The sequence below is a fragment of the Methanoculleus taiwanensis genome, from assembly GCF_004102725.1.
GTDB lineage: Archaea > Halobacteriota > Methanomicrobia > Methanomicrobiales > Methanoculleaceae > Methanoculleus_A > Methanoculleus_A taiwanensis.
This window is the reverse complement of record NZ_LHQS01000001.1, coordinates 528,436-549,205: the sequence shown is the minus strand read 5'-3', so window position 1 is coordinate 549,205 and position 20,770 is coordinate 528,436. Positions and strand designations below refer to the sequence as shown.

16 protein-coding genes and 1 tRNA gene are annotated in these 20,770 nt (G+C 61.8%); 5 read left to right on the top strand and 12 right to left on the bottom strand.

Annotated elements, in window-relative coordinates:
- Positions 1 to 257: 257 nt before the first annotated feature.
- Entirely contained in the window at positions 258 to 2,447 is a 2,190-nt protein-coding gene (locus tag ABH15_RS02820) for a lectin like domain-containing protein (protein ID WP_164913616.1), read from the bottom strand.
- Positions 2,448 to 2,778: 331 nt separating this feature from the next.
- Positions 2,779 to 4,989: a carbamoyltransferase HypF gene (hypF, locus tag ABH15_RS02815; protein ID WP_128692837.1), complete on the bottom strand. Its 2,211-nt coding sequence runs from the start codon at positions 4,987 to 4,989 to the stop codon at positions 2,779 to 2,781.
- A gap of 57 nt (positions 4,990 to 5,046) precedes the next feature.
- On the opposite strand from hypF, the gene ABH15_RS02810 reads away from it, so the two are divergent.
- Genes ABH15_RS02810 through ABH15_RS02800 form a run of 3 tightly spaced genes read left to right on the top strand, consistent with a single transcriptional unit; the run spans position 5,047 to position 8,361 of the window.
- Positions 5,047 to 5,562, top strand: a complete 516-nt coding sequence (locus ABH15_RS02810) for an ArsR family transcriptional regulator (RefSeq protein ID WP_128692836.1) — start codon at positions 5,047 to 5,049, stop codon at positions 5,560 to 5,562.
- A complete protein-coding gene (locus tag ABH15_RS02805; protein ID WP_128692835.1) occupies positions 5,546 to 6,355 on the top strand; it encodes a DUF7839 domain-containing protein in 810 nt (269 codons plus the stop codon). The genes ABH15_RS02810 and ABH15_RS02805 overlap by 17 nt, the downstream gene beginning before the upstream one ends.
- Positions 6,352 to 8,361, top strand: a complete 2,010-nt coding sequence (locus tag ABH15_RS02800; RefSeq protein WP_128692834.1) for a DEAD/DEAH box helicase — start codon at positions 6,352 to 6,354, stop codon at positions 8,359 to 8,361. The genes ABH15_RS02805 and ABH15_RS02800 overlap by 4 nt, the downstream gene beginning before the upstream one ends.
- A gap of 9 nt (positions 8,362 to 8,370) precedes the next feature.
- Here the strand turns inward: ABH15_RS02800 and ABH15_RS02795 are convergent, their stop codons facing one another.
- From ABH15_RS02795 to ABH15_RS02750, 10 genes are all read right to left on the bottom strand, one after another.
- Positions 8,371 to 10,125 (bottom strand): CHASE4 domain-containing protein, encoded by a 1,755-nt coding sequence (locus ABH15_RS02795; RefSeq protein WP_128692833.1) that lies wholly within the window; start codon positions 10,123 to 10,125, stop codon positions 8,371 to 8,373.
- Positions 10,126 to 10,352: 227 nt separating this feature from the next.
- Positions 10,353 to 11,183, bottom strand: coding sequence for a hypothetical protein (locus ABH15_RS02790; protein WP_128692832.1), 831 nt, complete (start codon positions 11,181 to 11,183; stop codon positions 10,353 to 10,355).
- Positions 11,180 to 12,025: a polymer-forming cytoskeletal protein gene (locus ABH15_RS02785; RefSeq protein ID WP_128692831.1), complete on the bottom strand. Its 846-nt coding sequence runs from the start codon at positions 12,023 to 12,025 to the stop codon at positions 11,180 to 11,182. Before ABH15_RS02785 ends, ABH15_RS02790 begins: the two co-directional genes overlap by 4 nt.
- A gap of 22 nt (positions 12,026 to 12,047) precedes the next feature.
- Complete coding sequence (locus tag ABH15_RS02780; protein ID WP_128692830.1) at positions 12,048 to 13,283, bottom strand: 2,3-bisphosphoglycerate-independent phosphoglycerate mutase; 1,236 nt, start codon at positions 13,281 to 13,283, stop codon at positions 12,048 to 12,050.
- Positions 13,284 to 13,347: 64 nt separating this feature from the next.
- A complete protein-coding gene (locus ABH15_RS02775) occupies positions 13,348 to 13,797 on the bottom strand; it encodes a hypothetical protein (RefSeq protein ID WP_128692829.1) in 450 nt (149 codons plus the stop codon).
- A gap of 222 nt (positions 13,798 to 14,019) precedes the next feature.
- A complete protein-coding gene (locus tag ABH15_RS02770) occupies positions 14,020 to 14,613 on the bottom strand; it encodes a 30S ribosomal protein S3ae (RefSeq protein ID WP_128692828.1) in 594 nt (197 codons plus the stop codon).
- A 59-nt stretch (positions 14,614 to 14,672) separates the two neighbouring features.
- Complete coding sequence (locus ABH15_RS02765) at positions 14,673 to 16,187, bottom strand: serine--tRNA ligase (RefSeq protein ID WP_128692827.1); 1,515 nt, start codon at positions 16,185 to 16,187, stop codon at positions 14,673 to 14,675.
- Positions 16,166 to 16,390 (bottom strand): KEOPS complex subunit Pcc1, encoded by a 225-nt coding sequence (locus tag ABH15_RS02760; protein WP_128692826.1) that lies wholly within the window; start codon positions 16,388 to 16,390, stop codon positions 16,166 to 16,168. The genes ABH15_RS02765 and ABH15_RS02760 overlap by 22 nt, the downstream gene beginning before the upstream one ends.
- Positions 16,387 to 17,604, bottom strand: coding sequence for a DHHA1 domain-containing protein (locus ABH15_RS02755; protein ID WP_128692825.1), 1,218 nt, complete (start codon positions 17,602 to 17,604; stop codon positions 16,387 to 16,389). Before ABH15_RS02755 ends, ABH15_RS02760 begins: the two co-directional genes overlap by 4 nt.
- Positions 17,605 to 17,607: 3 nt before the next feature.
- Complete coding sequence (locus ABH15_RS02750) at positions 17,608 to 18,066, bottom strand: 30S ribosomal protein S15 (RefSeq protein ID WP_128692824.1); 459 nt, start codon at positions 18,064 to 18,066, stop codon at positions 17,608 to 17,610.
- Positions 18,067 to 18,297: 231 nt separating this feature from the next.
- Between ABH15_RS02750 and ABH15_RS02745 the strand changes: the two genes are divergently transcribed.
- The gene (locus ABH15_RS02745) at positions 18,298 to 20,586 is read left to right on the top strand and encodes a sensor histidine kinase (RefSeq protein ID WP_128692823.1); all 2,289 of its coding nucleotides are present in this window, start codon (positions 18,298 to 18,300) and stop codon (positions 20,584 to 20,586) included.
- Between the two features lie 46 nt (positions 20,587 to 20,632).
- Positions 20,633 to 20,703, top strand: a tRNA-Gly gene (locus ABH15_RS02740).
- Positions 20,704 to 20,770: the final 67 nt, after the last annotated feature.

Sequence of the window (20,770 nt, the reverse complement as noted above, 5' to 3'; positions counted from 1 at the left end):
GGTTAATATTAAAGAGTTATTCTTTGATCCGGGAGCAATAAATCCCAATTTTAGGTTATTACGAAAGAAATTCCCTCAGAATTTAAATTAGAGAGATATTATCCCCAGGATGAAAAATCAGAGAGCGTAAGGCGCGTCGTCTGACACCGGCAGAACGGTTGGGATTCGCGAGAGAATACCCGGCGTCATTCCAATCGCGGGTTTACCGTCGACCTGAAAAAAGAGGGGATACCTGCCGGACTGTTTCGGCAAGATCGTCAGTGCAACGCCTCAAAACCCGGGAGCCCAAGGAGATGCTTTGCGAGGTACATCGCATCAACGAGCGAGAGATCGTCACCGCCAGAGACCATGCCGACGCTCTCCGTCATCGGGTAACCCTCGATTTCAAGGAGATGTCGTGCCGTGTAGACGGCGTCGTAGAGCGTGACCCGGCAATCCTGGTTCGCATCGCCGTTTTTCACCACGGTGAGCGGGATAGCGACCGATGTGTTGCAAAGGCCGTCGGCGCCGGTGGCGTTCACGGTGAGGAGCACCGGGAGGTAGGTGCCGCCCGTGAACGGCGACGGCACGGTGCCGGTCGTACTCACCGTCCAGATGCCGTTCCCGGCATCGGCCATCGGTGTTACAGACGACCCGCCTATGCTTGAGAGGTTCACCGTCACCGAGGCGATCTCTGCGCCGCTCACCGCCACGGAAAGCACGGCAGTCTCACCCGTTCCCGCGGAGCCATCCGTATCGGTCGGGATAACGGAAGGCATTGCCGCGGGGGCGGTGACGAGCGGTGCGGCGGCACTGACGGTGACGAAGTCCGCCTTCACCATCGAGTCGTTCCCGTCGGCATTGGTGACCGTCAGGTTCACCGTGTAGACGCCCGCCACCGTGTAGGTGTGGGCGGGGTGCTGCTCCGTGGAGGCGGCACCGTCACCGAACGTCCAGTTCCAGGACGTCGGGCTACCTGTGGAGAGGTCGGTGAATCGGACGGCAAGCGGGGCAGTGCCCGCGGTGACATTGGCAGTGAAGTTTGCGACCGGGGCGACACGGAGGGTCGTGAAAGCCTTGAGGCAGACGTTGGCCTCGGCAAGGTTGGTGCAGGTGGTAAGATCGAGCCAGGTTTCGCCGTTACTGCTGACGTAACTCTCGCCGGGATTCGCCGAGGCTTTGCTCGAGTAGCCTGCAATCGGGTATTCAACCGCAACCGGCGTCGTCAACCCGGGAGCAGTGAGCTTCACCACGACCGAGAAACCCTCTCCCTGCTGCAGCGGAACCGCAGCCAGGAGGGGGATCGTCCGGTACCCGGGCTCATCAAGGGTGCCGTTCTGCACTGCTACCGGGCCCGTGGCGTTCTCCGGCCCGCCGTCAGGAGCTGTGTACACAAAGAGCTCGTATGTCGAGGAGTACTGGGGAACATAGAAGCTCACCGCACGGAGGTCTTCATCGGCAGTAGCCGTGAAGACGTTGGCAAACCAGGCTGTGGCAGAAGAGTATCCGAACTTCCCACACATCCCGAGGGGATCGTACTGGTAGATCCCGTCGTACGTATCTGCCGGTTCTGCGGTATATACGCCCTGCCACATGCTGCCGAGCCGGGTATCGTTATAGGATATGTAAAAGTATCCGGCATCTCCCCAGTCGGCTCCCCAGCTGTTCTTTATGATCCAGGCGCCGTCGCCGGCGGGAGCCTGACTGAAGGCATGGCGGCTGAAGGAATCGTTCCACCCGACGATGGCGACGGCATGATTGGACTCGGCCGGGCCGGCATAATAATAGGTGCTATTCGCTTCGTTCCAGCCGTCGTTCGTCCAGTGCATATCGGTAAAGGCCGCACCGTACTCCATCACAGCCTGTTTTACCACCGCTTCCGCCCCGGCGATGGTCATCTTCGGCAGGAACAGGACGTCCTGAACGTGGGCGACCGCCGCCAGATCGGTCGGCGATACCAAAGATGTCGGGGAGTAGGGATCGCCCTCTTCCGAGACCGGGCCCGTCCACCGGGCAAGATACGCGAGAGACTGAACCCCGTCTCCGCCGTCGTTCGGACCCCGATCAAACCCATCCGGGTAGCCCGATGAGAGGAGGTTCTTCATGTTGTTCTCGGAAAAATCGTATTCGTTCTCTGACATCAGGACGGATTCGAGGGACGAATAGGTGGCGAACGCCCAGCAGACTCCCGCGCTCCCCTGATTGTGAACCGGGGTCACCCGTCCTTCCTCCCGAAGGTCGAAGGTGGCCGGGAGTGTTTCCATGACAGAGACCCCCTGCCGTGAGAGAGACGGATCGAGATCATCGAAAGAGACCGGCGACGGGACGTACCCGCAGACAGGAGTATCGGAGAGTGCCGTCTGCTGTCCGGGGGTGCCGTCGAACGCCGGATCTCCGGCAGAATCGACCGGGGCAGCGGAGAGTATCCCCGTTACGCTGACGAGGACTGCGAACAGAAGTATGCACAATGGAGAGAGGCCACCATTACGTATCATCAATAACCACCTTCAGGAAAAGAGCCGGCCCGATCCCCACGGTAAAAAAGCCGGACTGCCTGGCCTGATGTGGCATCTCCGGCCGCAGATATGCGGAATGTGCTCCATTCCAGATTATTGTCCATGCGACATTAAACGGTTTCCCTTTCCCTTCCGACGTAAATGCAGCCTATTTACAAAATGCCGGAAAATTTGGGACGGAAGAGGCAAAATACCGTGTATGCCAGGGAAACGCAGTCATAGCAGAAGAGGATACATGAGCGGCCTGCAGACCCCGTGTAGGCGTCTCCAGGCTCTGGAAGCGTTACCTTTCCGCACTCCCCCCGCAGACGACCTGCCCATACGAGATGCAGCCGTCCCCGAGGGGGTACTCCTTATTGATGACGTACTCGAGCCCGGCGGCCAGTACCTCGGCCCGGATAGCCTCCCGGATGGCGTGGTTGTAGGCGACGCCGCCCGAGAGCGCGACCCGCGGGATACCCCGCTCCTCTGCGGCACGGACTCCCATCGCCGCGACGCCCCGGGCGAGGTTGTACTGCACCGAAGCGGCGATATCGACGATACGCTCGCCCGCCTGCATCCGCCTGTACGCTTCACTGAGGAGCGAGCGGGTGGAGAAGACCTCCCGGCCGTCTTTGGAGCCGAACGCAAGATTCCACGCCGCCGCCCGCCCCCGGTAGGCGGCAGACTCGAGTTTCACCGCCGGTTCACCGTCGTACGTCCGCTCCCGGCAGAGCCCGAGGAGCGCCGATGCGGCATCGAGAACACGGCCGGTGCTGCTCGTCTCCGCGACGTTGAACCGTTTCGCCACCTGCTTTTCGAGCACCGCAAGCTCGACCTCGCTCCAGCCCCGGGAAGCGAGCAGGTCACGCGTCTCCTCCGTCGGCATGATGCCGTAGAGCATCCGCTCCGGGAACCGGGTCGCAAGATCGCCGCCCGGCATCAGAGCGACCTCGAGGTGGGCGACCCGGTCGTAGTCGGGCACGCACCCGGCGAAGATCTCCCCGCCCCAGATCGTCCCGTCGTCCCCGTATCCCACACCGTCGATCGCAATCCCGACGCACTCCTCGCGGGTCGTCGCGGCGATATGCGCCCGGTGGTGCTGGACGGCAAGGAGTTCGGCACCCGTCACCTCCGCGAGCTCGCGGGCGTAACGGGTGGAGAGGAACTGCGGGTGGAGGTCGTGGACGATCCGGTCGTAGTCCGCACCGATGATCCCCCCGATCTTCTCCACCGTCTCCTGCAGGTAGGCGAGCGTCGCAGGGTTCCGGACGTTTCCCACATGCGGGGAGGTGACGGCAAAGCCGCTCCGGTAGATGGTGATATTCGCGTTCAGCTCCGGCCCGACACCGAGGATGCACCGCTCGCCGAGGTCGATCGGCGTCCGTTTTGGGGCATAGCCGCGTGAGAGCCTGATGAGAAAACCGTCGCGGACGACCGAGTCGTCGCACCGGTTGACGATCCGGCGATCGTGAGTGAGGATATAGTCGACCTGGCCGCTGAGCCGCTCGACAGCCTGGCCAAGATCGGTTATCATCGGATATCCGGGCAGGTTTGCACTCGTCATGATCAGGAGCGGGTGGGAGAGGCTCGCAAAGAGGAGATGGTGGAGCCCGGTGTAGGGGAGCATGATGCCGATGGTATGCAGATTGCTGATCGAGGCGTGAGCGTCCGGGTCACGCTTCGCGAGGACGACGATAGGCCGCTCCCGGGACTCAAGCTGCTTCCACTCGTCCCCTGATATATCGGCTATCCGCCCGGCCTCTTCCGGAGTGGCCATCACGGCGAGCGGCTGCTCGGTCCTCCCGAGCCGCCGTTTCAGCGTCCACGCGGACGCCTCGATGCAGGCGATGTGAAAGCCCCCGATGCCCCGGACGGCGACGATAGCTCCGGCATCGAGGAGGGCGGCCGCCTCCCGGATGGGCTCTGCGGCTCGAACCGGCGTCCCGTCGGCGTGCAGGAGGGCGAGCTGCGGGCCGCAGCCGGCGCAGGCGATCGTCTGGGCGTGATGCCGCCGGCAGGCAGGATCGGTGTACTCCCGCTCACACGGTGAGCAGACAGGGAATACATCCATGCTCGTCCGTTCGCGGTCGTAGGGGATGGCGGTGATGATACTATAGCGGGGACCGCAGTTCACGCAGGAGGTCGCCCAGTACCCTTCGTAGCGGCCGCCGGGGGCGGTGATATCGGCGATGCACTCATCGCAGACGGCGACGTCGGTCGGAATGAAACCGGAACGGCTCCCGGCCTTACTCTCAAGAATCGTAAATCCTGCCGGCGGCTCTCCGGCGAGGGGGGTCACCTCAACCGAATCGATACGCGAGAGCGGTGTTCCTTTCGCAACCGCCCGGAGGAACTCCTCGAAACGCTCACCGCATGCCGCGATCTGAACCTCGCTCCCGAGGTTCTTGACCGTTCCGCGCATGCCGTACCCGTGCGCCTTCGCGTAGACAAAGGGGCGGAATCCGACGCCCTGAACGATGCCCCTGATAGTAATATTGCCGGATGTTCGCATCAAAAATTCTGCAAAAATTTATGGAGTTATAACACCATATAACACTAGGGTATTGCTTTGACGGGACATATTAAAATCCTTAACGATCCGGTTGAACTGGTTCCTCTCCTCATGACCTTCAATAACTGCCAATACAAAAAGATCTACGAACTCCTGAATAAGAACTGGATGACGGAGGAGGAACTGGCAGCCCAGGCGGGCGGTGGGGAATGTGTCACCGAGTGCCTCGGGATTCTTAAGAAAGGGAATCTGATCGAGGAGCAGTGGCGGATGCCCGCACCCGGCCGAAAACCGATGAAAGAGTACCGAACAACCTATAGCAAATTCCGGGCGAACTTCCAGTGCACTATGAACGATATCGGGGATCTCCTCAATATCGCAATATCCAACGATGAAATGCTCCGTTCCCTGACCGACGCCATTCAGCAGGATATCACCGACGGCACCTCTTCCATCGGTGACCTGGCTCGAAAACACGGTGTAAGCCCGATATTCGTCAAGGGGCTCGGCAAACGGATCCCGCACCTCGATGTAAAAGGGCAGGGAATGGTGCTTCTTGACAGAAGTTCGTGAAGACCCCCTGTACATCATCCTCCGGAGCAAGCGCGAGGCGACACGCTTCCAGATTCTGGTCGAGATAGCGGAGCATCAGCCGGCCGTCCGGCAGCAGGAGATCGCAGAGAAACTCGGGGTGACACCTCAGGCAGTCTCGGAGTATATCCGGGAGCTGGTGGACGAAGGGTTCGTCGCCGCTCACGGCAGAGGCCGCTACGAGGTGACGAAGAGCGGTGTCGAGTGGGTGCTCCGGAACGCCGAGGCGCTCGAGGCATACGCCCGCCATGTCACGAAGGATATCATCCAGCAGGTCGCGGTCTGGACGGCACTTGCGCGGGATGAGATCCGGAAAGGGGATCGCATAGGCGTATATATGCAGGACGGATGGCTCTATGCGACGCTCCAGGAGAAGACCGCCATGGGAGAGGCCACCATGGACGCAAGACCCGGCGAAGACGTCGGCGTTTCGCACCTTGAAGGGATCATCGAGCACCGCGAGGGGCTCATCCACGTCTGCAAGATTCCCCGGGTCGAACGGGGCGGGTCGCGCAAAGTCAGCAGCACCCTGCTCCGCAGCGCCATCGACCGCGCCGAGATGGTTGCGGCCGTGGGCCTCGAGTCCTACGTCGCGCTGAAGAAGGCGGGGTGCGAACCCGATATGTTCTTCGGATCCCGTGAAGGCGTCGTCGAAGCGGCATTCCACGGCAGGGAGTGTGCCATCCTCATCGTCGACGAGGAGTTCACCGACTTCTTAAAGCGTCTCGAGACGGCAGGCCTCGCCTATACCATCCACGACCTCATAGTCTCATGAAGATCATTATTCAGCCGCAGAAAGGCACGTATAAACTATTGTTCATCGACGGAGGCCGGGTTACCGCCTCCGGATTCGTCGATCTCGCCGGTACGCCGAAAGGGCAGCGGCCGAAGAACTTCAAGATCCGCAAAAAACAGAAACAGCTCAAACCGGTTCCCACCCGCGACTTCATCGCCGTGCTCCGGCGGGCGAAGGTGCAGCTTGCAGGAGGCAGCAGGGAGTTTGAGTCGTTTCTAAACGATCTGCAGATCCCCTACTCCCGGATCACCATCTGCCGGCTCTGCCAGCTCGAAGACCGGTTCGCACCGATCGATAAATCGAGCGCTGTCCGCTACGGGAACGAGTGGATCTGCATGGAGTGCGCTAAAAGGGAACTCCGGCGGGAACTCGGGTACATGGGCAAGTTCGGCGGCTCCATGCTCTCCCACCTCGAGCAGCTGCTCGAACAGATCCGCGACCTCAACAAGGTTCTCGCATCGGTCGGGCCGGATAACCTTGACCGGTCACGGACGCTCTACGATCGCCTCGAAGCCCACGCACGGGAAGAGACCGTGCACATCACCGAGCTCCCGCTCCCCCCGGCTTTTGCAAAGGCCTCGGGGATCGAGTACCTCATGCCGGTGCAGCAGCTCGCCGTAGAAGGCGGGCTCCTCGACCGGCAGCACCTGCTGGTGGTCTCGGCGACCGCCAGCGGGAAGACGTTCATCGGGGAGATGGCGGGGATGAAGAACTTCCTCGAGGGCAAAGGTAGAACCCTCTTTCTCGTTCCCCTGGTGGCGCTCGCGAACCAGAAGTACCAGCGGTTCCGCGACCGCTACGGCCGCCTCGTCCGAGTCTCCCTGCAGACGGGCGTCAGCAGGTTGAACCTCCCGGAGACCCGGCCGGTCGGGGAGCGGGATATCGGTGCACCGATCGTCGTCGGCACCTACGAGGGGATCGACCATGCGCTCCGGACGGGACGGGTGCTCAAGGATATCGGCACGGTGGTGATCGACGAGGTGCAGATGCTCGAGGATCCCGAACGCGGCCACCGCCTCGACGGCCTGATCGCCCGCCTCAAGCACGTCGCCCCGAAAGCGCAGTTCCTCTACCTCTCCGCAACCATCGGAATGCCGGGGCTGCTCGCGAAGAAACTGAACGCTCAGCTCATCAGGTACGCCGAACGCCCCGTCCCGCTCGAACGGCACCTGCTCTTCGTGGAGCGGACGAAGAAGATCGACTTCATCAAGCAGCTCGTGGCCGAAGAGTTCAAACAGCGGTCATCGAAAGGGTTCCGCGGCCAGACGATCGTCTTCACGAACTCCCGTGCCCGGTGCCACGTCGTCGCCGAAGCGCTCGGCAGGAAAGCAGCTCCGTACCACGCCGGGCTCTCGTCACAGGAACGGCGCGACGTCGAGAACCGCTTTGCGAACGGAGATATCGCCGCCGTGGTCACGACGGCGGCTCTCGCGGCGGGTGTCGACTTTCCGGCATCCCAGGTGGTCTTCGACGCTCTCGCCATGGGTATCCAGTGGCTCGGCGTCGGGGAGTTCCACCAGATGATGGGACGTGCGGGGCGGCCCGACTACCACGATCTCGGCAGGATCGTGATCCTTGCCGAACCCGGCGGATCGTACTCCCGCACCTCCGGCAAGACCGAGGACGAGGTAGCCGTCGGTCTCCTGCGGGGCGAGATGGAAGAGGTCGCGCCGGAGTACGATCTCGAAGAGAGCTCCGAAGAGTTCGTTGCGAACGCCGTCGTCTGCGGCGGCGACGAGCAGCAGATCATCCGGCTGAACAACCTGATGGTCGGGACGCTCGAACCGGTGCTCTCGGCGCTCCTCGACGAGAAACTCGTGCGCAGGAGAGCGGGGCGGATTGAACTTACCGATATGGCACGGGTGATGGCCGAGCACTTCATCGGGATGGAACGCCTCCTCGAGATCCGGCGGCTCGTGGCGAAGATGGACGACGCGGTCGGGATCGTCGCCGAGCTCGACTGCGCGGAGCAGCGCCAGGAGTAGGCCACCCCCTCACGAATATCTCTTTAAAAACGCCCGGATCTCTTCGGACTCGACCCAACCCTGGTCGAGCTGCTTGATGATCGCATCGATCCGCTCGACCTGCACCGCTATCTTCGCTCCTTTCGCCTCGTCATCGAGGAGGTCGGCCATTCCCTGAATGACCTGCAGGGGGTGGCGGATATGGTCGGCGAGGATCGCGAACTGTTCGATATTCCGCTCGATCTGATCGTACGCCTCTTTCCTGTGCTGCTCTGTCTTCCGGCGTTCGACGATCTCACGCTGAAGACGTTCGTTGAGCCGGACAAGCGCATCCGTCCGCTCTTCGACCATCTCCTCAAGATGCTGCCGGTGTCGTGTAAGTTCCTCCTCCGCCAGCTGCCGCTCGGTGATGTCCCGGGCGATCGCAAGCACCGCTTGCTCCGTGCCGAGGGTGACGGGATGAGTATTCACCTCGACCGGGATCGTCTCCCCCCGTTTCTTCACGAAGTGGATCAGGTGGAGGCGCCGGGTTCCTGAGGAGACGGCCTCGCCGTCGGGGATGAGCCTCGTTATCGGGAGAGCGAGCAGTTCAGACCGGGTATAGCCGAGCCGCCGGCAGACGAGATCGTTGACGTCGAGGATCCTGCAGGGAGCCCCGTCGTCGGTGACGGCACAGACGATTATAAAATCATTCCCGCTGTTGAAGAGGAGGTGATACCGGTCGCTGCTCTCCTGAAGTTCCCGGCGGGCCGCCTCGAGCTCCTCGAGCATGCCGTTGATCGCTCCGGCAAGCCGGGAGAGTTCGTTCTCCCCGTTCACCGGGAGCCGGGATGCAAAGTCGCGCCTCGCCCCGATCCCGGCGACGTCGTCGCTGAGCCGCCCCATCTGCAGGAGCGTCGTCCGCTCGAGGAGGGAGATAGTCACAAAACCGAAGAGGAGTCCTGCTACAATGACGGAGCCGAGAAGATAGTTGAACGTCGAGCGTCCCTGGTTGTAGATAGTCCGGGGAAGGTCGGTGCGCAGCATGACGGCCGGCTCGCCGTAGATATCCTCGATCAACACGTAGCCGGTGGTGGTATCCGGATTAATCGTTTGTACCAGCATCGACCCTGATGCCGGGAGCGGCTCCCAGGAGTCGTTCAGCGGTGCCCAGTCGTCCCGCGGGAGAAGGGAGAACGGCAGGAGGGTGGTCGACTGCAACGCTTCCAGCGCGGCGTCGTCGAGGTACCGCCCGATAATGAGAGTTCCGTGTGAAGGCCCGTCCCCGCTGCTTAAGACGATCGACTGTGAGGAGACGATCATCGGCCCTTCGGGAAGGACGATCAGTCCGGCAACGCCGTTCTTCGCATCGTCATGGCCGACGAGTCGGTTGTCGGAGGTGATCCGGTCGAGAAGGGGCGCCGGGAGCGGCGTCGGCGTCCCGGCAGCGAGATCGTACCCCTTCGCGAAGACGACCGCTCCCGACTGGTTCAGGTACAGCATCATATTCAGGCGAAGCTGGCTGAACGTGGAGTCGACGAGGTTTGATCTGATGTAGGCATCGTTCCCCTCACCGACGAACCGGCAGGTGTCGTCCCACCACGCCCAGTCCCTGCAGAGCCCGTCGACCCTCCCGATCTCATAATCGACGGCAATCAGAGCCCGCTCAAGATGCTGGCGGGTCTCCCGGAGCTCGAGGTCGGAGTAACTCTGCATCACGACGGCGTCGGATATCAGGACGTGGGCTACGAGAAGTACTGCAAGTGTCGCGATGACGATGAGAATGACTTTGCTGCGGAGATCCATGCCGTCACGTCCATGTGCCGGGAGGCGGGGAGAACCGCCCAATACCTGCACAGCGGGATGCGGGTAGCGGGGAACGACCCGGAATAACGGAGATGGCCCCCATAGAGTATTAACCTTCCGAAACCGATTCCGCGAATCGCTGCCGTCAAAACAGAATACCAGCTCATCGGCTGACGTATAGCCGCCGGCGCACCGGAGCCGGAGACCAAAAAGAGGAAGGGATCGATCTACCGGATGAGGCAGCACCAGCGGTCGTAGAGCGGATCGCGATCGTTCTCGAATATTTCGATGCTCTTGTCCCGTTCAAGGCACCATGTCCGCACCATGCCGGATTCCTGCTCGGTGCCGAGGGTGATGAGCGCCTCATCGGTGAGGGAAAGGAGCTGATCGACGATCCCTTCCCACATACCCGCATTGTATCCGATGATCTCGCCTGCCATGAATGCGACACCGAGCGGAGCCGGGCTGATGTACGCCCCTGCCGCTCTCCCGTCGATGCAGATCGTCTCCGAAGGAGAGAGCCTGCCCCGGGCAAGACCGAGGGAGAGGAGAGCGGGGTCGTTGTCGTAGGCAATCGACCGGATACCGGAGGCGCGGAGAGCGGCGGTACCGACCCCGGAGCCGCAGCAGCAGTCGAGGCAGAGCGACCCGCTCCGGTCGCCCCAGATCTCCCGGATGAGATCTTCCATCTTCGCCATCCGATCCCCGGGCAGATCCTCGACGGCCGGAAGCACCGTACGGCATAACTCGAGGCTGTAGTACTCCCTGACCGCCGCGAGCCAGGTTTCACGGTTCTCCTGATAGATCTCCCCATCGAACGCCTCGAAGCACTCGATCGCAGCGAGCGTCGGGTCACGGAAGAGAAACGACGCCGCATGCCACCCCTGGTCGTCGTGAAGTGCGAGGGCAAGCGGTTCCTCGTCTTCGTCGACAAGCAGCCGGGCATCGTCGGCGAGTGCCCGGAGCAGCAGGGCAGTATAGTGATCTTCCGTCAGCTCGGCAAACGACGGCTCGATAAGCCGGCACGCATCCACATCAAGTAATTCTGCAATTGTCATGTAACTCTCTCTATCTTCAGCCCGCCCGGCGCCCGGATCGTGCCGTCCACCCGTGCCTCCTCGTGGAGCGTCAGCCTCCTGCAGATGACGTCCCCGAGGATCCGCACACTCTGTTCCAGCGTAACATCACCGTCACTCCGGAGATCGCCATGCACGACCGATCCCTCCGCGACCGTGACGGCATCACGGGCATGCAGGCTCCCGAACAGCGTCGTGCTGGCGAGCATCGTGACCGAGCCCGCCTTGATGTTGCCGTGCAGGCGGCACCCCCTGCCGATGGCCATGCGGTCGGGGACGGTGATGGTCTGCATGTTCATCACCGCGCCTCCCGGGATCATCAGCGGGGGAGTCTTTTCGACCTCCTCCTCGCCGAAGATCTTCTGCATGACCGATTCGAGTTCTTCTTCCTTCTCGATGCCGAGGAGCGCCACCAGGTAGAGCATGAGGTAGACGATGACCGGCATGGGGTTCCTGATCGAGATCCAGCCCTTTGCCTCGAAACCCTGCTCTATCTGGACGTTATCACCGATATCGAGGTCGCCATGGACGACGAGCTTGCCCCGGATCTTGACACCCTCGCCAAGGTAGGCATCCTCGTCCACGAAGACGTTCCCGGCCACCTCGCACCAATTATCGATCCTGACGTCGCCTGACGCGAGGATGTTCCCGTTTATGGTACAGAACTCACAGACAACTATATCCTTGCCTGCAAGGCCGTAATCTATCTGGCAGCGGTCGCCGATTATAATATCCTGGTCGGTCTTGAGCAGCCGCTCCTGCAGCTCGGTGCTGTCGGGGAGCGAGCATTCCCTGAGCCAGTCGTGCTTCGCTGTATCCTCCATGAGTCTGCCGCCGCTAAGATCTTCATGCGCCGTATTTATGAGCCTTGTTTATTAGATCGAGAACAATCGGCATCAGATCGAGGCCGCGTATCCGGTTAATCCCCCCTTCTGCACAGGATATCTCGTCAAACGCCCAATTGCGGTCGGTTCTGACGCCTTCTCCCCGGATCACCAGCGGAACCGGGTCTGCACTGTGATCCTTCACCGAACAGGGCGTGCTGTGATCGCCGCAGATCACGAGGATCGTATCGTCGAGCGCCGCAAAGGGCTCGAGCGCCGCATCGATCACTTCGATGAAATCCCGCTTCTGCTCGGGTTTTCCATCGTGCCCGGCCTCGTCCGCGCCTTTTATGTTCAGGAGCACGAAATCCTTCCGCTCGAGCTCGCGCAGGGTCGCCGCCACCTTGGCGGGGAGGTCGGAGTCCACCGACCCGGTCGTCCCCGGCACCGGGATATGCTCGAGCCCGACGACCATCCCGATCCCCGAGATCAGGGTGGCGGCCGAGATAACGCTGCCGGAGAGATCGTACCGCTCCTCGAACGGTTCGAAATGCCCCATTCTCCCGGCACCCCGGATCAGGAGGAGGTTCGCGGGCGGCAACCCCTGTTCCAGCCGTTCGATGTTGAGGGGATGATCGAAGAGTATCTCACGGGACTGGCGGATGAACTCGTTGCAGACAGCTGCCGTCTTCTCGTCGGCAGGCGCATCACCGATGGGTTTGACGGGAAGCGGCTCGGCACCCTCTTTCTTCGGGTCGTTCGAGGTGACGCGGTCGCCGAGGAGATCACCGACGAACGCGAGGGCGGCGCGGTGCCCGGCACCGGACTCGAACCGGAATCCAACCTCGTACGCGGAGAGATCGACCCCCTCCCGGATCGCCGCCGAGAGAGCCGCGGTGTCGTGGATCCGGCCGGCCCGCCGATCGGTGATCAGGCTGTTTTCGTCGACCGTGGCAAAATTGCACCGAAACCCGATCATCCCGGGTTCCATGTGGATACCCGACCCCTCCGCCTCAAGCGGCCCCCGGCCGGTGTAGTAGCGTTCGGGCGGATAGCCGAGCAGGCTCAGGTGTGCCGTATCGGACCCGGGCCTGATGCCGGGCGCAATCGTATCCATGATGCCGGTGATTCCTTCCGTCGCGAACCGGTCGAGGTTCGGGGTATTTGCGGCCTGCAGGGGCGTCAGCCCGCCAAGCGACGCGCAGGGGCGGTCGGATATCCCGTCGAGCACCAGGAGCAGGATCTTCTGTGCAGTCATCGAAGAGAGATGTGACGCAAAGAAACATTACTTTATCCGGTACCTGCGGGAGACGGAGGGGGTCTCACCGGACGACGACCCTGACCCGCCGCCGCGCCCGGCACATAAGAATACACCTGTCCGCAGAAGAGCGTGCGCGCCTCGCCAGCTCGTCGCCCCGGATCAGAAACTCCCGGCCACAACCGATCATATGGCAGATGTTGGTCGCCATGATCATATCCGCGGAGAGTCCCCGGACGTGAAACTCCATATCCTCGGCGAGAATCCCCTGAATTGCCCGCACGAGGTCATACATCTCGTGCGAGTAGCGGTCGAGGAGTTCATTCGCCGCGGCAGGCCAGTCCTCACCCTCCGCCTCCTCCCGGAGCAGGTTCCAGTCTTTATCAAAATCCGTGAGCACCCGCTGAATCATCGTCAGCACGGCGGACTGCTGCTCGGAACACGGATCTCCGGCGGGCGCACTCAGCGCCTCCCACCGTGGCCGGGCAGATCGCTTCTCCAGGGACCGGTACATCAGCCTTACACCTCCTGATCGCGAGTAATGCTCCCCTACGTACGCGGGGGCATGTACCTGTTCGAGGGTATAATGATTGTGGTCGGGAAAGTATTCAGCCAATTGGATATCGCCGGAACACCGCGAGGAAACGGCATTCGGGATGAGAAAACCGCGATTTGCATCTTCCCGAGGCTGCGGATCGGGATCCGGATTTGCAGAAAAAAGAGTCGACGGATCGGCCTATACGGCAGCGATCCGCTCGAGCTTGGACTTCGTAATCTCGACGCGCCTGACGGGGTAGATCGTCTTGACGGCCTTGAAGAGATCCCGGGAAAGATCGCCGGACATGACGTCCTTGACGAGCGTATCGAGGTCGGCCTCGGTAGCGCGGGCAGCGATCTGCTGCATGATCGTCTGACGGATCGAGTGGATCTGGCTCTGCTCTGCCCTGGTAAGGGTGAGGCAGACGATGGTCAGGCGAACCTTCTTGCCGTCTTTGGTGATGACCGGCATGATCGTGTCGATCCGGGACGTCCGGCGCTTGACCATCGACCGGAGGTAGTCACGGGTCACTTCGTGCCCCACGAACTCGGTGTAGGCGGACTCGCCTGCCACGTTGTTGATCCTGAACTTCATCTTGATGTGCGACTTGGAGTAGTCCTGGACAACCTCGCCGAGGGTCGCAGTCATCACACGGCCGACCATGTTCTCGGGGTCGGCGGAGATCGTGTCACCGATCTCGATCTTGCCGAAGGCGTCCGGAACATGCACCCGGTACCACTTCTTTGCCTTCCAGCCTTCTACTCTTCTTCCAACCTGCTTCTTTCTTGCCATAGTATCACTTCGCTTTCATTCTTCTGTTTTGCACTCTCTGCATTCTATCAGGAGTTCTCTTAGAGGAACCTGAAGATCTCCTTCGGTTCGTCGACCAGTCGCGCCACTGCCTCAGGCCACTTCGCGGTGTCAAACCCTTTCTGGGCAAGGAACGCCGCGGTCCACCGTTCAAGGCCGATCCCGGAACAACCCGACCAGCAGTCGGCACCGCTCTGGATCTTGACGTTGAACCCCTTCGGGTACTTGTCGCCGTTCACACTGACGTTCTGGAACTCGAGCCACGAGTTGCTGTAGGGGAGGAGCGCCTCATAGTCCCGCGTGCCGATATCGGCGCTGCCGGACTCGCCGAGCATGCCTTCCTGCGCCATGAACCAGGGAGTCACCCTCGCGCTCCGCCACTCGAGCTCCATGAGGTCTTCAAAGACCCGGGTATACGTCTCGTGGAGCCGGTTTGCGGTCTCGATCGTCTGTTCGGCCGTGCCGAGCCAGAGGATCTCAATCCGGTGGAACTCGTCCACCCGCTCGATGCCGTGAATGCCCCCGCTCTCGTAGCGGTGCGATGTACCGCTCCGGTCGAAGACCCGGATCGGGAGGCAGTCGTTCGCCAGTGTCTCGCCCTGCACGAACGGCCAGAAGGGCGGGCACTGCGCGTAGCACATGCCGCCGATAGGCCCATCGAGCCGATCGCGGATCATCTCAACGGGCACCTCGCCGGTCACCTTGAAGTAATCGGCGATATCCTCCCAGTACGAGGGATCACGGGTCTTCGGCGTGCAGACATAGTAGATCTCGGGATACACACCTTTGGCGTGTCCCGAGCGCATCCAGACTTCCCAGGGGACGAGCTTAGGGAAGATCATCTCGGAGAACCCGAGCGGCCGGATGATCTCCTCGACGACAATCCGCTCGAACGCCCGGAAGAGCGCTACTGCCTGCGGCGCGAAGATCCACTGCCCGCGGGACGCGCCGTGCTTGATCCAGCCACGTGCGAGCATCTCCTCGGTGGGGTTGCCCTCGAAGATCCGCTCCCGCTTGCCGCTTTCAAAGACGAGCTCCCAGTGTTCGGTCTTCCCGCCGTAGAGAGCCGCTTCCTTCTTCTCCTCGATGAGCTTGACGATCCGGTCGGGCACCCGGTTTTCGAGGTCGGTTGCCGAGCACGCGAGGTCGATCCGGACGGACTCGGCATGAGAGGAGACACTCCTGATGAACGGCAGCTTCGGGATCGCTTCGTCCGGTATGTGGCCCGGAATCTCGACGCTGAACGATCGAACGGTGATCTCGCGCAGCCCCAGCCGGTGTCTGCCCATCGCCTGCGCAATCAGCTTGCGGAACCGGAAGAGGGCATCGTGTGCCCGCGTATACGGACCGCTCTCGATCGCGAGGCTGATTACGGAGTCGTGAGCGCTCCACTCGGTGATCTTTCCGATCTGCTCGTCTTCCGCCTCCGCGGGGACACCCCGCCGGAAGAGAACCTCGTTTGCCTCCTGTACCGTGTCACCTGCCGCCAGCACCGCCTCGGGAGTGAGGTCTCTGCTGAACTGCAGATCCGCTGTTAACGCGAAACGTATGAACATACATCCTCCGCTATTGCCAGATTCATGAGATAATCGTCCACCGATGCGATGACGGATCGAAGCCGCGTCCCCGCAATATCGGTTCGCACCGCTCCCCCGTCCGCACTCGTCCGCATGAGGGAGAGGTTATCGGGCCGGAGTGCCGCCGCCACACACGCAGCTTCCTCATGCGCCGTGACAATCGTTCCTTCGATCCGGATCATGCGGCGATCGCCTCCAGCAGCCCTGCACGGAACCGGTCGAGGTGACCCGGGCTGATCTCCGCTCCGGCGCGACGTGGATGGCCGCCACCGCGGCCGCCGCACTCCTCCGCGAGCCTTCGCATCAGCGCCTCGAGATCGAGGTCGACGCCGGGCGGGCATCGTGCCGATATCGAGCACCAGTCACCCTTCCGGCCGACGACGAAGACCGGCGCGGTATACGTCCGGGAGCAGGCCAGTGCATCGGCGACGTCGCTGATCACAACGCCGTTCTCCACCTCGTAGAGTGGAAGGCGTTCTTCGAGCGGCCGGATCGTCCGGATAGCCTCGACGATAGCGCGCCGGTGACGCCCGGCGACATCCCACGCTTCAGGAAGCGAGGCGGTCGACCGCAGACAGAGCGATGCCGCGAGGTCACCCGCACCCGCTTTACCGCAGGCATCGATGAGCGCGGTCAGGGTGTGCGCCTCGTCGAGCACCTCGCGGCCGAGGCCGTAGGTGTTGCCGTAGAGACCGCACATCGAGTCGAGCGGCGTCGTCCGGCTTATCTTCAGGAGGATAAGCGAGAGGAGCATCTCAAGGTCGACATCCTCTTCGCCGGTGCATCCTGCAACGAGCGCCCGTACCGCCGTCTCGTCGCCGCTGATCCCATCGAGGTAGGGGTTGACAGCGAGCACCAGCTGTTCGGTCAGGTTCCGCCCGGCAAGCCGCAGACCGCGGCGGGGTGCCACGTATCCGTTGGCGATGCCGTCGTCCGCCAGGTCGCGGTTCGTGCCTGAGAACTCCTGGCCGTCACCGATGATCCCGAGCATAACGAGACCGATCAGATCACGGTTGTCCCCGATATGCTGTGCCACGTGGTATGCCGCTCCCGCTGCCGAGAGTTCACGGTCGCCGTCGAGTCCGGAGAGGCGGGGATTGACATGGTGCTCGCCCTCGAAGTAGGGCATATGGTGATCCACCACCATCACGCTGTCCGGGAGATCCGCAAGCGACGAGCCGAAGTCGCAGAGCAGAACGCTCTCGTCCTTCGGCAGATCCCCGGCGGTGATCCGCGGCCGGATCCGGAGACGGAACTGCCTGCCTTCGCGGAAGAGTGCGTGACAGAGGATGGCGGCGGCTGCTATGCCGTCTGCATCGTGATGCGCGAAGACTTCCACGAATTCCTGCTCGAGCAGGTGATCTGCGAGATCCGCAGCGGCGGCATCGAGGGACATGGATTATCTGGACAGCAGAATCTCAGCGGTTTCCGGCTTGTAGACCCAGCCCTTCGGCAGTTTGCCGGAACCGACGTAGTACCGGACGAGCCGGCGCACCTTCGACTCGGTGAGCTGGAGCTGCCGCTTGTTGTGCAGATCCTTCTTGTTCTCGGAGAGGTGTTTCCTCATCCCGAGGGCTTTTACCATCAGGTTCCGGAGGTCTTCCGGAATATCGGACTCGAGGCCCTGTTCTCTGATAATTGCCGATACGCGCTTTCCGGTTGCGAGCTTGACATCGGGGACGCCGTACTTGTCCCGCAGTGTCAGGCCAATCTCTGCGCTCGACATTCCATTCTTCCGGAGATCGACGACGATCTTCTCAATCTCCTGTACATCCGTGTTGGACCATTCGGGTGCGTCGGTCCTGAAGGGACTGACTGACCCCGAGGTTCCCCGGCGTCGAGCATACATTCTTGCCATTCGTTCACCTCCGATTAAAACTATGTAAGTCCAGAAAAAAGTCTGTAAACTGACTATTCTCTGTAATCCCGAGCCACTGTGGGCAGTGCTTCTGCGGGCACGTCGGACTTACTCTAGCCAGCACATGTATTCTACAGTGCTGCATTATATTCTCGGAGAGAGGTATTAAGAATATCGCCGCCCGGGAGGCAGCCCTGCAGGTATATATGAGCAGATGCCGACATAGAATGAGTGATCGGAGCCGCCTTCCCCGGCAGAACCGGGGCAGATCCGCGATCCCGCCAGCATATCCGGATCGCCGTCATCGCCGTCTCGGCGCTCGGTGCCTGTGCCATTACGGCGTTCTGTCTTCTACGGAATATATCCGTGGTATTCCCGCATCTCTTCTATATCCCGATCGTCACGGCCGCCTACTGGTATCCCCGGCGGGGGCTCGCGGCCGGCGCGCTCCTCGCTCTGGCGTATCTTGCAGAGGTTCTCCTCCTGCTCGCCCCTGTTCCGGGTGAGATCCTCAGTGCCGTTGTCCGGTCGGTCATCTTCATCGGCATCGCCGCCGTGGTCGCCTACCTCTCGGGGAGCCTGCAGAAGCAGGAGAGCCGGTATCACGGCATATTTGACAATTCAGAGGCAGGGATATTCCTCTTCGATCCGGGCACGTGTCGTATCGAGGAGATGAATCAGCGGTGCGGCGAGATCCTCGGCGTGAGCCCGGAAGATGTGCAGGGCCGCCTGATAACCGAGATCTGGTCCGAGTTCAAGGGCGCGCCGCTCGAACGGATCACGGGGGGGGAGCGCGTGGCAACGCTTGAGGTCGGCGTCACCCGGGGGGAGGGTGAAGACCGAACGGTGCTCGTCTCGGCAAATCTCCTCCCCGATCAGCGCGTCGTCTGCACGGTCATCACGGATGTGACCGCACGGAGACAGATGACGGATCGGCTGGAGAGGTCGGAAGAGAAGACCAGAGCGATCCTCGAGTCGGTCGACACCGGGATCGTCGTCACCGATCTTGCCGACCGCATCGTCGACGCAAATGAAGCGGCTCTCCGGATCTACGGGTGCACCGGGAGAGAGGCGCTCGTCGGGAAGAGCCCGATGGTGTTCGTCGCTGAGCGGGAGCATACAAGAGCTCTCCTGAGCAGGGAGCGTATCCTCCGGGAGGGGCATATCCCCCCCCTCGAGTGTACGCTTGCCAGAGGGGACGGGAGCGAGTTCCTCGCCGAGGTGACGGCGACCGTGCTCCGGGACGGCGCAGGGCAGCCGGCGGGTCTTGTCCAGGTCATCCGGGATATCACCGACCAGCACCGAAAAGAGGAGGAGATCCGGGAGCGAAACCGGCAGCTCTCGATCATCAACGAGATCATCGGAACCGCGAGCGCGTCCCGGGATCTCGACGGGATGCTCCATGCAGCGCTCGACCGGACGCTCGACCTCCTGAACTTCGATACCGGTGCCATATACATCGTAAACACTCCGGACGGTACGGCAAGCCTCCGCTCCCGCCAGGGAATCGGCGACCCGGCCATGGAACCGCCGGCGGTCGTGGAGATCGGCGCACCGCTCTTCGCCGACGTCCTCGTCGCCGGCGTGCCCCACTACGTCGACTCCTTCCATGAGCGCTACCCCGGGTACCGGCATTCCCCAATACGCTCGTTTGCCGCCGTCCCCATCCTCGACGACGGCCGGCTCGTGGGCTGCTTTGCGATCGCCGATATGGGAAGAACGATAATCACGCCGGAAGAGCGAGCTGTTCTCGAGGCGATCGGGAAGGAGATCGGAAGCGGCGTCACCCGGGGGCTGCTGCAGGAGGAACTCGAGGCAGCGCTCGCGCGTGCGAACCGCTATCTCGAGGAGGCGAATGCCGCGAACGACGAGGCAAACCTCTATATCGATATCCTCTCCCACGACGTCAACAACGCCAACGCGGCGGCGATCGGATACACCCAGGTGCTCATCGAGCTTGCAGACAACTCGGCGAAGAAGTTTGCACAGAAAGCGCTCACCGCCATCCAGCAGAGCAGCGAGATCATCAGGAATGTCACTACGCTGCGCAAACTCCGGCACGAGGAGACGCTCCTCATCCCAATAAAACTCGATTCGGCGATCAGGGACGTCCTGAACTACTTCTCCGACGCCACCATCGCTTACGGCGGTTCGGACGCAACTGTGCTCGCAGACGATCTTATCGATGAGATCTTCACGAATCTCATCGGAAACTCACTCAAGTTCGGGGGGCCTGAGGTCGGGATCACGATCCGCGTCGAGGAACGGGAAGACGAGGTCAGCGTCACCGTCGAGGATACCGGCCCCGGTATTCCGGACGACCTCAAATCAAGGATCTTCCAGCGCTACCAGCGCGGCACCACCAGGAAGAGTGGGAAGGGACTCGGCCTGTACATCACCCGGATGCTCGTCGAACGCTACGGCGGCCGGATCTCCGCGCACGATCGGGTGGAAGGCCGCCCCGGAGAGGGAGCCGCCGTCACCTTTACGCTCCGGAGGTATGTTCAGAACCGGACATGAGCCAAAATTTATCTTCTTTCGTGCCAACATTACCTGTTGCAGATATGCGATAGTAGTCTAGCGGTAGGACAGGGGCTTCCCAAGCCCTTAGCCCGGGTTCGATTCCCGGCTATCGCATCGAGGTTTGCATCTCTTTTGCTCCATGATATTCTGCCCCGAAGAGCGGTTTGGCACCCGGTTCTGT

Excerpts from the sequence above, each read along its gene's own strand:
- ABH15_RS02760 (WP_128692826.1), bottom strand. The coding sequence starts at position 16,390 with ATGATCCGGATCGAAGGAACGATTGTCACGGCGCATGAGGAAGCTGCG.
- ABH15_RS02765 (WP_128692827.1), bottom strand. The coding sequence starts at position 16,187 with ATGTTCATACGTTTCGCGTTAACAGCGGATCTGCAGTTCAGCAGAGAC.
- ABH15_RS02800 (WP_128692834.1), top strand. The coding sequence starts at position 6,352 with ATGAAGATCATTATTCAGCCGCAGAAAGGCACGTATAAACTATTGTTC.
- ABH15_RS02795 (WP_128692833.1), bottom strand. The coding sequence starts at position 10,125 with ATGGATCTCCGCAGCAAAGTCATTCTCATCGTCATCGCGACACTTGCA.
- ABH15_RS02750 (WP_128692824.1), bottom strand. The coding sequence starts at position 18,066 with ATGGCAAGAATGTATGCTCGACGCCGGGGAACCTCGGGGTCAGTCAGT.
- ABH15_RS02775 (WP_128692829.1), bottom strand. The coding sequence starts at position 13,797 with ATGTACCGGTCCCTGGAGAAGCGATCTGCCCGGCCACGGTGGGAGGCG.
- ABH15_RS02755 (WP_128692825.1), bottom strand. The coding sequence starts at position 17,604 with ATGTCCCTCGATGCCGCCGCTGCGGATCTCGCAGATCACCTGCTCGAG.
- ABH15_RS02790 (WP_128692832.1), bottom strand. The coding sequence starts at position 11,183 with ATGACAATTGCAGAATTACTTGATGTGGATGCGTGCCGGCTTATCGAG.
- ABH15_RS02780 (WP_128692830.1), bottom strand. The coding sequence starts at position 13,283 with ATGACTGCACAGAAGATCCTGCTCCTGGTGCTCGACGGGATATCCGAC.
- ABH15_RS02785 (WP_128692831.1), bottom strand. The coding sequence starts at position 12,025 with ATGGAGGATACAGCGAAGCACGACTGGCTCAGGGAATGCTCGCTCCCC.
- hypF (WP_128692837.1), bottom strand. The coding sequence starts at position 4,989 with ATGCGAACATCCGGCAATATTACTATCAGGGGCATCGTTCAGGGCGTC.
- ABH15_RS02770 (WP_128692828.1), bottom strand. The coding sequence starts at position 14,613 with ATGGCAAGAAAGAAGCAGGTTGGAAGAAGAGTAGAAGGCTGGAAGGCA.